This is a genomic window from Rathayibacter sp. AY1B6 (genome assembly GCF_002932755.1).
Lineage (GTDB): Bacteria > Actinomycetota > Actinomycetes > Actinomycetales > Microbacteriaceae > Rathayibacter.
Window position 1 is genome coordinate 17,716 of the sequence record NZ_PSWL01000037.1, and the last position, 11,806, is coordinate 29,521.

The window sequence follows — 11,806 nt, forward strand, 5'->3', positions numbered from 1 at the left end:
GAGGGGCTCCCTCGGGCGGGCCCCCGCTCGGACCGGCCTCAGGCCTCGGCGAGCTCCGCGGTGCACGCCGCGCACAGCCCGAAGACGTCGACGACGTGGTGCGCGTCCGTGAAGCCGTTCTGCGACGCGACCGAGCGCGCCCACTCCTCGACCTCGTCGGCCGCGATCTCGACCGTCAGCCCGCAGCGGCGGCAGATCAGGTGGTGGTGGTGCGTCCCCGGTGTGCAGGCGCGGTAGAGGCTCTCGCCCTCGGGCGACTGCAGCGAATCGGCCTCGCCCTCCACGGCCAGGTCGGAGAGAGCGCGGTACACCGTCGCGAGCCCGATCGGCGAGCCGGAGGCGTGCAGCGCGCTGTGCAGGCCCTGGGCGCTGACGAAGTCCTCGCGACGCCCGAGGGCCTCGCGCACCGCCTCGCGCTGCCACGTGTTGCGCTTGACCACAGGACCCCCTCCACTCCGCACGACCCGGGCCACGCTACCGCCCCCCGCCGACGGCGAGCCGGGAGCGCCGGACGCCGTTGCGGCCGATGATCCGGCAGACCGCGTAGATCGCGAACGAGATCGTCGTCACGTACGGACTGATGGGGATCGATCCGCCCAGCGCGAGCAGGATGCCGCCCACGAGGGCGCCGACGGCGAAGAGCACGCTCAGCAGCGGCACGACCACCGGCGAGGCGGAGAGGCGCAGCGCCGCGGCCGCCGGCGTCACCAGGATCGCCAGCACGAGCAGCGAGCCGACGATCTGCACCGAGACGGCGACCGCCAGGCCGAGCAGGAGCATGAACGCGATCGAGAGCGCCCGGGTGGGGATGCCGCGGGCGGCCGCCACGTCGGCGTCGACGCTCGCGAAGGTGAGGGGGCGCCAGATCAGCGCGAGCCCGACGAGGACGACCACCGAGATGCCGATCAGCCACCCGAGCTGCGGGTCGTCGACCGCGACGATCTGCCCGGTGAGCAGGCCGAACTTGTTCGCGCTGCGCCCCGGGTAGAGGGCCAGGCAGAGGATGCCGATGCCGAGCCCGAACGGCATCAGCACCGCGATGATCGAGTTGCGGTCGCGGGCGCGCGAGCCGAGGACCCCGATGAGGACGGCCGCGATCAGCGAGCCGACGATCGAGCCCTCGACGACCCCGACGCCCAGCAGCAGCCCCGCGGAGGCCCCGGCGAACGAGAGCTCGCTGATCCCGTGGACCGCGAACGCCATGTCGCGCGACATCACGAAGACGCCGATCAGCCCGCCGACCACTCCGAGGACCGCGCCGGCGATCACCGAGTTCATCAGCAGCGCCAGCAGCGCCCCGTAGTCCGAGAAGTCGAAGATCTGCGACCAGACGTCCGTCACGACTGCCCCTCCTCGTGCTCGTGCACGTGCGAGTGGTCGGGGGCGCCGACCACGATGACCCGGCCCCGGGCGCGGATCACGTCGACCGGTGCGTCGTAGAGCTCGCTGAGCACCTCCGACCGCAGGACCTCGTCGGGCGTGCCGATCCGGAACCGGCCGCCGGCCAGGTAGAGCACGCGGTCCACCATGCCGAGCACCGGATTCACGTCGTGCGTGACGAAGAGGACGCCGAGGTTCCGCTCGCGGCGGTGCCGGTCGATCAGCTCGCTGACCGCCCGCTGGTGGGCGAGGTCGAGCGCGATCAGGGGCTCGTCGCAGAGCAGGAGCGCCGGGTCGCCCGCGAGCGCCTGGCCGACGCGGACGCGCTGCTGCTCGCCTCCGGACAGGCTGCCGATGGGGGCGTCGGCGAAGGCGGTGGCGCCGACGGCCTCGAGCAGCGCGTCGACGGCGGCCCGCCGGGAGCGGGAGGGCAGGGGCAGGCCGAACCGGTGCCCGTCGATCCCGAGCCCGAGCAGATCGCGGGCGCGCAGCGGCGTGCCCTCGTCGGCGAGCTTCTGCTGCGGGATGTAGCCGATGCGCCGGTTGCCGCGGTGCACGGGCTCGCCGAGGACCTGCAGCTCCCCCGCGCTCAGCTGCTGCTGGCCGAGCACCGCGCGCAGGAGGCTCGTCTTGCCGGAGCCGTTCGCGCCGAGCACCGCGACGAACTCGCCGGCGCGCACGTCGAGGTCGACGCCGCTCCACAGCTCGCGGTCGCCGAAGCGGAGTCCGGCGCCGCGCAGCCGCAGGACGGACGCCGAAGGGCCCGCCTCCGAGGAGGCGGGCCGGGTCGGGGAGTCGGTGCTCACTGGGAGAGGGCTCCCTGGATCGCGTCGAGGTTGGCGGTCATCCAGCCGGTGAAGTCGTCGCCCTCGGGCAGCGTCTCGGTGACGGGAACGGCCGGGATCCCGGCGGCCTTCGCGGCGTCGAGCACCGCGTCCGTCTGCGCTCCCTCGGTCTGCTCGTTGTAGATCAGCGCGTCGACGGCCTCGCCGGAGAACAGCGCCAGCGTCTCCTTCAGCGTTGTCGCGGGGACGTCGGTGCCCTCCTCGACCGCCTCGCTGAAGGCCTCCGGAGTCGCGTCGGTCAGGCCGAGCGCGTCGGTCATGTACAGCGGGACGGGCTCGGTGATCGCGATGGACCGGCCGGAGAGCGTGCCCTTGAGCTCGCTCTCGCGGGCGATCAGGGCGTCGAGCCCCTCGTCGAGCGTGGCGAGGTTGGCGGAGTAGGCGGAGGCGTTGTCGGGGTCGAGCGCGGCGAGCTCGTCGCCGATCCGTTCCGCGACCTCCTTCATCGCCGAGAGGTCGTACCAGACGTGCTCGTTGAACTCCGCGTGCTCGTGCTCGCCCTCCGACTCCTCCTCCGCGTGGTCGTGGACGTCCTCCAGGCCGGCGATCACGGTGGCGGTGATGACGGGGGCCTCGGTGCCGGCCGCGCTGATCATGGTGTCGAGGAAGTGGTCGTAGCCGCCGCCGTTCTCGATCACGAGGGTCGCGCCGGACACCGCGAGCTGGTCGCGGGCGGTGGCCTCGTACTCGTGCGGGTCCTTGTCCGGGCTGTCGATGATGCTGGTCACCTCGACCAGGTCGCCGCCGATGCTCGAGACGAGGTCGCCGTAGACGTTCGTCGACGCGACGACCTTCACGGGCCCGCCCGCGGCGGCGGCGGAGGAGCTGTCGGAGGCGCTGCCCGCTCCGGAGCAGCCGCTCAGGGCGAGCGCGGTGCCGCCGAGGAGGGCGGTGAGGGCGAGGAGGCGGGTCTTCACGGTGTGCCGATCTGGGTCAGGGGCCGGGCGGGTGCTCCCACGCTAACCGCTATTGATAACGATTGTCAAAATCGTGCGGAGGCGCCCGCCGGTCATCCGCCGACACACGCGGACACGCGGCGACACGCGCCTCGCTCCGGGCCCCTCGCCCCTGGCACAGTCGCTGCACACCGCCCCCGACGAGACGAGGACACCGTGACCACCACCGCACCGACGACCACCGAGGCCGGCGCCGCGACGACGATCGGCGCCGCCGCCGAGCGCTGGTCGGCCGCCCCCCGGCCCGACTCCCCCGACGCCTGGCTCGCCCGCGCCGAGGAGGTCTCCGCCGTGCTCGCGACCGACGCCCTGGAGCGCGACCGCGCCGGCGCCGCCCCCTTCGCCGAGGTCGCCCTGCTCAAGGCGGCAGGCCTCGTCACGCTGCTCGGGCCCGCCGAGCACGGAGGCGGCGCCCAGGAGTGGACCACCGCCCTCCGCGTCGTCCGCACCGTCGCGCGCGGCGACGGCTCGATCGGCCAGCTCCTCGGCTACCACTACCTCTGGGCCTGGGCGGCGCGCCTCGTGGGGACCCCCGAGCAGATCATCGCGGTCGAGCGGCTCGCGACCGAGGGGGACCTCCTCTACGGAGGTGCGGTGAACCCGCGCGACTCCGACCTCACGGTGCGGGAGGAGGGCGACGAGCTGGTCTTCACCGGCCGGAAGTCGTTCTCGACGGGCGGCGTGGTCAGCGACCTGACCGTGCTCGAGGGGGTGCTCGAGGGGACGGACACCCACCTCTTCGCGATCGTGCCCACCGATCAGGAGGGGATCGTCTTCGGGCGCGACTGGGACAGCCTCGGCCAGCGGCTCACCGAGTCCGGCTCCGTCGAGATCCGCGGCGTCCGCGTGCCGTGGGCGGCGGCGGCCGGCTTCGTCGACAAGGTCTACCGTCCGCTCGTCTACAACACCCTCAACGTGCCCGTCATCCAGCAGATCTTCGCCGAGTTCTACCTCGGCATCGCGCAGGGAGCGCTCGAGCGCGCGGTGCAGTACACGCGCGAGCGCACCCGGGCCTGGCCGTACGGCGGCGACGACAAGGAGCGCGCCGGGGACGAGTGGTACGTGCTCGAGGGATACGGCGACCTGCAGTCCCGGCTCTGGGCCGACGAGGCGCTGATCGACGCGACGGGGGCCGCGCTCTCGGCCGCGCTGCACGCTCCGCGCGAGGAGCTGACCCCCCGGCGCCGCGGCGAGATCGCCGTGCGGATCGCCGCGGCCAAGGCGCGGATCGTGGAGGACGGCCTCGCGACGGCGACCCGCGTCTTCGAGCTGACCGGCGCCCGCGCCTCCGCGAGCTCGGTCGGACTCGACCTCTACTGGCGGAACCTCCGCACGCACTCCCTGCACGATCCGCTGCCCTACAAGCGCCGCGAGGTCGGCGTCTTCGCTCTGCTCGACACCGTCCCCGAGCCCAGCTGGTACACCTGATCAGCCGCGGGGCGCGTCCCGCTCCGGCGGCGCGCCCCGCCCGCACGCCGCCGCGGCGTCGATCCGCGACAGGTCGGAGCGGAGCCCCGGGGTAGCGTGAGGGCCGAGCGGAGGGAGGACCGTGGCCGTCACCCTGCACGACGTCGCCCGCGCCGCCGACGTCTCGATCAAGACCGTCTCGAACGTGATCAACGACTACCCGCACGTGCGCCCCGCCACCCGCTCGCGCGTGCAGGCGGCCATCGCCCAGCTGGGCTACCGCCCCAACCTCGCGGCGCGGAGCCTGCGCCGCGGCCGCACCGGCGTGATCGGCCTCGCCCTGCCCGAGCTGAGCCTCCCCTACTTCGCCGAGCTCGCCGACAGCGTCATGCGCGCCGCCGACGAGCGCGGGCTGACGGTGCTGATCGAGCAGACCGGTGGCGACCCCGAGCGCGAGCGCAGCGTGCTGGCGAGCGAGCGCCGGCAGCTCACCGACGGCCTGCTCTTCAGTCCGCTGGGCCTCGGCGACGCGGACGCGCTCTCGGTCGGCTTCCCCCTGGTGCTGCTCGGCGAGCGGATCTTCACCGGGCTGGTCGACCACGTCACCATGCAGAACACCGCCGCGGCGCACGCGGCCACCGCCCACCTGCTCGCCTCCGGCCGGCGCCGGATCCTCGCACTCGGGACCCACCCCGACGCCGCGGTCAGCTCGGCGTCGCTCCGCCTCGAGGGCTACCGCGCCGCCCTCGCCGAGGCCGGCATCGCCTACGACGAGCGGCTGATCGGTGTCTCGGGTCCGTGGCGGCGCTCCGGCGGCGCGGAGGCGATGCGTCGCGTGCTCGCCTCCGGCCTCGACTTCGACGCCGTGTTCGCGCTCAACGACACCCTCGCGCTCGGCGCGGTCCGGGCGCTTCAGGAGGCGGGGGTCCGCGTGCCCGAGGATGTGGCGGTGATCGGCTTCGACGACATCGACGAGGCGCGCTACTCCTCCCCCAGCCTCTCCAGCGTGGACTCGGGGCGCGACGAGATCGCGCGGACCGCGGTCGAGGTCCTGCAGGCCCGGATCGAGGGCACCCGCACCGGCCCCGGGACCCTGCACGAGGCGGCGTTCACCGTGGTCGCCCGCGAGTCGACCAGAGGCTAGGCGCAGCTCCCGCTGCTGCAGATCTCGCGGCGGATCCACGCCCCCGCGTCCGCGACGGCCAGCTCGCCTCGGCGGAGGAGTCTGCTCCACTCCACGGCCCGCGTCGTCAGCCGGTCGTCGGCCGAGCCGCGGACGTCGCCGCCGATGGTGCGGAGGAACAGGTGCGCGAGCGGGCCGCCGAGGTAGAGCGTGGCGCCCGCGACACCGGCGAAGTGCCGGGCCTGGCCGCGGGTGCCGTCGTCGTAGGGGCCGCGGAAGCCCTTGCCGCGGATCCGATTGCGGCCGCCGTGCGCCAGGTCGAGGGCGCCGAGCGGGGCGCTGCGGATGCCGGCGACGTCCTTCGCGACGGCCGCGAGGAACGCGCGCGGGCGGGGATGGGCGGCCGCGAGGGCGTCGGCGCGGTCGGCGAGCTCGGAGCAGGCGTCGATGACGGCATCGGAGGAGGGCACCCGCCCAGTCGAGCACAGGTGCGCTGAGCAGTGGCGGGGAGGCGCGACAGGTGAGGAGGTCTTCCGCCCTCGGCAGCGGCGAGCGGCCAGGCCGGCGGGGTCCGTGCCGCTCTTGACAGCAGCGGAGGCGGGGCGGACCATCGTGTACAACGTTAGAAAGACTTGCTCGCCGCCGAGCCCGCTGCGGGAGCCCGAAGCCCGAAAGGCCCTCATGACCGACGCCCCCGCCGCCACCGCGCGCATCAGCCTCGACCCCGCCGCGGTCGTCGCCCCCGTCACTCCGCGCCTCTTCGGCTCGTTCGTCGAGCACCTCGGCCGCTGCGTGTACGACGGCATCTACGAGCCCGGCCACCCCGCCTCGAACGAGGACGGCTTCCGCCTCGACGTGGTCGAGCTGGTCAAGGAGCTCGGCACCACGACGATCCGCTACCCCGGTGGCAATTTCGTCTCGGGCTACCGCTGGGAGGACGGCGTGGGCCCGCGCTCCGAGCGCCCCCGCCGCCGCGACCTGGCCTGGCACTCGCTCGAGACCAACGAGGTCGGGCTCGACGACTTCGCCAAGTGGGCGAAGCTGACCGGCAGCGAGATCATGTACGCCGTCAACCTCGGCACCCGCGGCGTCCTCGAGGCTCTCGACGTCCTCGAGTACGCGAACGGCCCGGCCGGCACCGCTCTCGCCGACCAGCGCATCGCCAACGGCGGGACCGAGCCCTACGACATCCGGATGTGGTGCCTCGGGAACGAGATGGACGGCCCCTGGCAGGTCGGCCACATGAGCGCCGACGACTACGGCAAGCTCGCCTCCCGCACCGCCAAGGCCCTCAAGATCGCGGACCCCTCGCTCGAGCTGGTCGTCTGCGGCTCGTCGAGCTCGTCGATGCCGACCTTCGGCGAGTGGGAGCGCGTGGTCCTCGAGCACGCGTACGACGACGTCGAGTACGTCTCGTGCCACGCCTACTACCAGGAGTACGACGGCGACCTCGGCTCCTTCCTCGCCTCCTCCCTCGACATGGAGTACTTCATCGCCACGGTCGCGGCGACCGTGGACCACGTGAAGTTCAAGCTCAAGAAGACGAAGGACATCAAGCTCTCCTTCGACGAGTGGAACGTCTGGTACCTCGAGGAGTGGCAGGCCAAGGAGAAGGCCGACGCGGAGGGCGACCAGAGCACCCGCGAGTGGGCCTACGCCCCTCGCCTGCTCGAGGACGTCTACTCCGTCGCCGACGCCGTCGTCCTCGGCAACCTGATGATCACGCTGCTGAAGAACTCCGACCGGGTCACCTCCGCCTCCCTCGCGCAGCTCGTCAACGTGATCGCGCCGATCATGACCGAGCCGGGCGGAGCCGCGTGGCGCCAGACCACGTTCTTCCCGTTCTCGACCACGGCGCGCCTGGCCTCCGGTTCGGTGCTGCGCCCCCGGATCGACGCGGGGACCTACTCGACCGCCCGCCACGGCGACGCTCCGCTCATCGATTCCGTCGCCACCGTCGACGAGGGCCGCGCGGCCGTCTTCCTGGTGAACCGCTCGCAGACGGAGCCGATCGAGGTCACCGTCGACGTCAGCGGCCTCGGAGTCTCGAGTGTCGCGGAGGCGGTGGCCCTGTTCGACGAGGACCCCTACGCCAAGAACACCCGCGACGACCAGGACCGCGTGCGCCTGCGCGAGGCCCCGGCGTCGCTCGAGGACGGCGTGCTGACGCTGACCCTCCCGCCCGTCTCGTGGACGGCGGTCGCGCTCACGGCGTAGCGGCGTCCGGCCCGCGGGACCGCGCCCGGCTTCCCGGAGCCGCGCGGTCCTGCGGGGCCGGTCGAGAACCGTCCCGGCTCAGCCCGCGGGCCACTGCACGGGCACCGGCAGGCGGCGGCGCTCGGGAGGGGCGTCACGACGGGCGAGGCGCTCGATGAGCAGCTCCGCGGCTGCCCGGCCCAGCTGCTCGCCGTCCACGTCCACCGCCGGCACCCCCACGAGCCCGAGCGCGTCGACGATCGACCGCTCCGAACTCACCACGAGCCGCTCCGGGAGACCGCCGGAGGCGAGCAGCGCGTACTGCACCCCGAGCCCGAGGGCGGTCGCGTAGGGCACGACCGCCGTCGCTCCGGACTCGCGCACCGCGGCCGCGGCCGAGACGCCGGCCGCGAAGGTGGCCGGGAACGGACCGAGCACCGTGAGCTCCGCTCCTCCGCTCGCCGCCGCCTCGTGCACGGCCGCGGTGCGCTGCCTGTCCTGCCACGAGCCCTCCGGCCCGCCGAGGTAGAGCACGCGCTCGTGCCCGTCGGCGGCGAAGCGCGCCACCAGCGACCCGAACGCGGCGGCCGTGTCGGCGACGACGGAGGCGAGACCGTCGACCTCGCGGTCCACCAGCACGGTCGGCTTGTGCGACCCGGCCGCCAGCAGCAGCTCGTCCCCGCCGCGGGGAGCGACGACGATGAAGCCGTCGACCTGCCTCGAGAGCCGGTCGAACGCGCCGAGCTCGCGCACGGCCTCGAGCGGGTGCACGGCGACGGTCAGCTGCAGGCCGTCCTCGTCGGCGCGGCGCTGCGCCCCTCCGATGATCGGGGTAGCTACCGCGGCAGCGTCGAGGCGTACGCCGAGGGCATCCGGATGGCCGAGCGCGACTTCGGCATGACGGGGCGGATGATCGCCGGCATCGACCGCAGCCGCAGCGGTGAGGAGGCGCTCGAGCTGGTCCGCGAGGTCGTCCGCCACCCCCACGAGTACGTGGCGGGGATCGGGCTCGACAACCTCGAGACGGCCGGTCCGCCCGAGCGCTTCGCCGACGCCTACCGCCTCGCCGGGGAGGCCGGCCTGGGCCGGACCGCCCACTCCTCCGAGCACGCCCCGACCGCCGCCAACACGACGACCTGCCTCGACCTGCTGGGCTGCGACCGGATCGACCACGGCTACTTCGTCCTCGAGGACCCCGCCGTCGTCGAGCGCGTCCGCGAGCAGGGCGTGGTGTTCACCGTCGCCTCGACGACCTCGCGCCGCTCGTGGCGGCCCTGGCGGCGCGCATCCATCCGGGCGATGCTCGACGCAGGGCTGCGGGTCGTGCCGTGCTCCGACGATCCCGGGATGTTCCCGACCACGCTCGCGGACGAGTACCGTCTCGCCGCCGGCCCGATCGGCGCGACCGCCGCGCAGCTGCGCGCGATGGCGCTCACCGGGGCGGAGGCCTCCTGGCTGCCCGCCGACGAGAAGGAGAGTCTGCGCGCGTCGTTCGCCGCGGAGCTGGACGCGCTGGACGCGGAGCTCGGGCTCTCCTGAGGCCCCGGACGCGACGGGCTCCCCGCCCTGACAGAGTGGACGGATGAGCCCGCTCCCCGATCCCCTGGCCTACGACCTCGAGGCGCTGCGCCGGGAGGTGCTGCCGGACGACGGGGGCGAGATCGACGACAGCATCCCCGCGCTCGCGGACGCCGATCCCCGTCTCTGCGGGATCGCGCTCGTCCTGCCCGACGGCTCCGTCCGCGCGAGCGCCGACGCGGAGGCGGAGTTCAGCATCCAGTCGGCCGTGAAGCCGTTCCTGTTCGCGCTCGCCCTGCTCGACACCGGTGGCGACGCGCTCGATCGCGTCGGCATCGAGCCCACCGGCGAGGCCTTCGACGCCCTCAAGCTCGAGAGCGGCACCGGGCGCCCGCCGAACCCGATGGTGAACGCCGGAGCGCTGCTGACCGCCGCCCTGGTCGACGGGGGCGACGCCGACGGCCGGAGCGAGCGGATCCTCCGCGGCCTCTCCGCCTTCGCCGGCCGCCGGCTCTCCGTCGACGAGAGCGTCGCCGCCGACGAGCACCTGCTCGGCGACCGGAACCACGCCCTCGCGCATCTGATGCGCGCGGAGGGCACCCTGCACCGCGGCGCCGATGACGCCGTCTCCGCGTACGCCCGGGCCTGCGCCGTGCTGGTCGACGTCCGCGACCTGGCCGCGATGGGCGCCACGCTCGCGTTCGGCGGCGTGCACCCGGGGACCGGCGAGCGGGTCGTGCCGGCCTCGGTCGCGCGCGATGTGGTCGCGGTCATGGCGACGTGCGGCGTCTACGACGGCTCGGGCCGCTGGATGCGCGCGGTCGGCGTCCCCGCCAAGTCGAGCGTCTCGGGCGCCCTCGTCCTCTCCGCTCCCGGCCGCCTCGGCGCCGCCGTCGTCAGCCCACCGCTGGACCCCCAGGGCACCAGCGTCCGCGGCGCCCGCGCCGCCGCCCGCCTGAGCGACGCCCTCGCCCTGCACTCCTTCGCCGTCCCCCCGCGCTGACCGGCCACCGCGCTCGCCCTGGCGGCCCCCCTGCCCGACGCAACCTCAGCTGAGAGCACCCGCCCTCGCTCGACGGCTCAGGGCCACCCCTCTCAGCTGACGTCCTGCCCCGTCTCCCGCTCGCCCGCAGGCCCGGGCCCCCTCTGCCCTCGCTCGCCCGCAGGGCCGAGTCTCCTCCGCCCCTCGCTCGCCCGCAGGGCCGAGCCTCCTCCGCCCCTCGCTCGCCCGCAGGGCCGAGTCTCCTCCGCCCCCGGCTCGCCCGCAGGGCCGAGCGAACCGACGAATCGCGTTCCAGCGATTCGCCGTAGCGCTACGCGGCCCGCTCCACGAAACTCTCCCACCTCCCCAAGCCGACCGCGGAGCGGATGACGACGAAGGAGGAATCCGCTCAAGCGAGCACCGCCCGCTCAAGCGGGCACCGCCCGCTCAATCCAGCAGCAGCGCCGGTTCCTCCAGCACGCTGGCGACGTCGGCGACGAAGCGGCTGACCACGTCGCCGTCGACGACGCGGTGGTCGAAGGAGCCGCCCACCGTGGTGACGAAGCGGGGGCGGACCTCGCCGTCGACGACCCAGGGCTTCTGCTTGATCGTGCCGAGGGCGATGATCGCGACTTCGCCGGGGTTGAGGATCGGGGTGCCCGTGTCCATCCCGAAGACGCCGATGTTGGTGATGGTGATGGTGCCGTTCTGCATGTCGGCGGCGGTGGTCTTGCCGTCTCGGGCGTCGAGGGTGAGCTTCTCGAGAGCCTGGGCCAGTTCGAGGAGGCTCATCGACTGGGCGTCCTTGACGTTGGGGACGAGCAGTCCGCGCGGGGTGGCCGCGGCGATGCCGAGGTTGACGTAGTGGCGGACGACGATCTCGGTGTCGGTCCAGGCGGAGTTGACCGTGGGGTTGCGGCGGACGGCCCAGATGATCGCCTTGGCCATGATGAGCAGCGGCGAGACCTTGACGCCGGCGAAGTCGGGCGAGTTCTTGAGGCGCTTGACGAACTCCATGGTTCGGGTCGCGTCGACGTCGACGAAGACGCTGACGTGGGGTGCGGTGAACGCGCTCGTCGACATCGCCGCGGCGATCGCCTTGCGGACGCCGCGGACGGGGATCCGCTCCTCGCGGTCGTCGCCCCAGGCGGGGGTCTGGATGTTGCGGAAGACGCTGGCCTGCGAGGCGTGGCGGATGACGTCGTCGCGGGTGACCTCGCCGGCGAGGCCGGTGGCCTGCACCTCGAGGAGGTCGACGTCGAGGTCCTTCGCGAGCTTGCGGATCGGCGGCTTCGCGATGACGGGGAGCGCGGCGGCGGCGGGCACGGAGGAGGGCCGGGCGGGTGCCGCCGGGCGGGCGGCGGGTGCGGCGGCCGGGGCCGTGGCGCCCGGCGGCACC

At 73.9% G+C, this 11,806-nt stretch carries 12 protein-coding genes; 5 read left to right on the forward strand and 7 right to left on the reverse strand.

Going from position 1 to position 11,806, the window contains the following annotated elements; translation table 11 throughout:
- Window positions 1-38: 38 nt before the first annotated feature.
- The 4 genes from C5D08_RS15820 to C5D08_RS15835 are packed head-to-tail and all read right to left on the reverse strand — an operon-like array spanning window position 39 to window position 3,142.
- The gene (locus C5D08_RS15820; RefSeq protein ID WP_104238381.1) at window positions 39-440 is read right to left on the reverse strand and encodes a Fur family transcriptional regulator; all 402 of its coding nucleotides are present in this window, start codon (window positions 438-440) and stop codon (window positions 39-41) included.
- Window positions 441-474: 34 nt separating this feature from the next.
- Window positions 475-1,278 (reverse strand): metal ABC transporter permease, encoded by an 804-nt coding sequence (locus tag C5D08_RS15825; RefSeq protein WP_104277838.1) that lies wholly within the window; start codon window positions 1,276-1,278, stop codon window positions 475-477.
- A gap of 59 nt (window positions 1,279-1,337) precedes the next feature.
- On the reverse strand, window positions 1,338-2,186 hold the full coding sequence (locus tag C5D08_RS15830) for a metal ABC transporter ATP-binding protein (RefSeq protein WP_104277831.1): 849 nt from the start codon (window positions 2,184-2,186) through the stop codon (window positions 1,338-1,340).
- Window positions 2,183-3,142 carry a metal ABC transporter solute-binding protein, Zn/Mn family gene (locus C5D08_RS15835; protein WP_104277832.1) on the reverse strand — a complete coding sequence of 320 codons (960 nt, stop codon included), beginning with the start codon at window positions 3,140-3,142 and terminating at the stop codon, window positions 2,183-2,185. The genes C5D08_RS15830 and C5D08_RS15835 overlap by 4 nt, the downstream gene beginning before the upstream one ends.
- Window positions 3,143-3,337: 195 nt before the next feature.
- On the opposite strand from C5D08_RS15835, the gene C5D08_RS15840 reads away from it, so the two are divergent.
- Both C5D08_RS15840 and C5D08_RS15845 read left to right on the forward strand, forming a co-directional pair.
- Window positions 3,338-4,609 (forward strand): acyl-CoA dehydrogenase family protein, encoded by a 1,272-nt coding sequence (locus tag C5D08_RS15840; RefSeq protein WP_258067434.1) that lies wholly within the window; start codon window positions 3,338-3,340, stop codon window positions 4,607-4,609.
- A 121-nt stretch (window positions 4,610-4,730) separates the two neighbouring features.
- On the forward strand, window positions 4,731-5,732 hold the full coding sequence (locus tag C5D08_RS15845; protein WP_104277833.1) for a LacI family DNA-binding transcriptional regulator: 1,002 nt from the start codon (window positions 4,731-4,733) through the stop codon (window positions 5,730-5,732).
- On the opposite strand, the gene C5D08_RS15850 is transcribed toward C5D08_RS15845, so the two are convergent.
- The gene (locus C5D08_RS15850) at window positions 5,729-6,181 is read right to left on the reverse strand and encodes a hypothetical protein (RefSeq protein WP_104277834.1); all 453 of its coding nucleotides are present in this window, start codon (window positions 6,179-6,181) and stop codon (window positions 5,729-5,731) included. The two genes, C5D08_RS15845 and C5D08_RS15850, sit on opposite strands and share 4 nt — an antisense overlap.
- Window positions 6,182-6,392: 211 nt before the next feature.
- Between C5D08_RS15850 and C5D08_RS15855 the strand changes: the two genes are divergently transcribed.
- Window positions 6,393-7,928, forward strand: a complete 1,536-nt coding sequence (locus C5D08_RS15855; protein ID WP_104277835.1) for an alpha-N-arabinofuranosidase — start codon at window positions 6,393-6,395, stop codon at window positions 7,926-7,928.
- Between the two features lie 78 nt (window positions 7,929-8,006).
- On the opposite strand, the gene C5D08_RS15860 is transcribed toward C5D08_RS15855, so the two are convergent.
- Window positions 8,007-8,678, reverse strand: a complete 672-nt coding sequence (locus C5D08_RS15860) for a substrate-binding domain-containing protein (RefSeq protein ID WP_258067435.1) — start codon at window positions 8,676-8,678, stop codon at window positions 8,007-8,009.
- On the opposite strand from C5D08_RS15860, the gene C5D08_RS15865 reads away from it, so the two are divergent.
- Together C5D08_RS15865 and glsA are read left to right on the forward strand one after the other, a co-directional pair.
- Window positions 8,673-9,446: a hypothetical protein gene (locus tag C5D08_RS15865; protein WP_258067436.1), complete on the forward strand. Its 774-nt coding sequence runs from the start codon at window positions 8,673-8,675 to the stop codon at window positions 9,444-9,446. The genes C5D08_RS15860 and C5D08_RS15865 overlap by 6 nt on opposite strands.
- Window positions 9,447-9,489: 43 nt before the next feature.
- On the forward strand, window positions 9,490-10,428 hold the full coding sequence (gene glsA, locus C5D08_RS15870; RefSeq protein ID WP_104277836.1) for a glutaminase A: 939 nt from the start codon (window positions 9,490-9,492) through the stop codon (window positions 10,426-10,428).
- A gap of 426 nt (window positions 10,429-10,854) precedes the next feature.
- On the opposite strand, the gene C5D08_RS15875 is transcribed toward glsA, so the two are convergent.
- Window positions 10,855-11,806: dihydrolipoamide acetyltransferase family protein (locus tag C5D08_RS15875; RefSeq protein WP_104277837.1), on the reverse strand; the 952-nt coding region annotated here is incomplete at its 5' end.

What these genes read in the sequence shown, in the direction of transcription:
- C5D08_RS15825 (WP_104277838.1), bottom strand. Translation starts at nt 1,278, where the DNA reads ATGAACTCGGTGATCGCCGGCGCGGTCCTCGGAGTGGTCGGCGGGCTG.
- C5D08_RS15855 (WP_104277835.1), top strand. Translation starts at nt 6,393, where the DNA reads ATGACCGACGCCCCCGCCGCCACCGCGCGCATCAGCCTCGACCCCGCC.
- glsA (WP_104277836.1), top strand. Translation starts at nt 9,490, where the DNA reads ATGAGCCCGCTCCCCGATCCCCTGGCCTACGACCTCGAGGCGCTGCGC.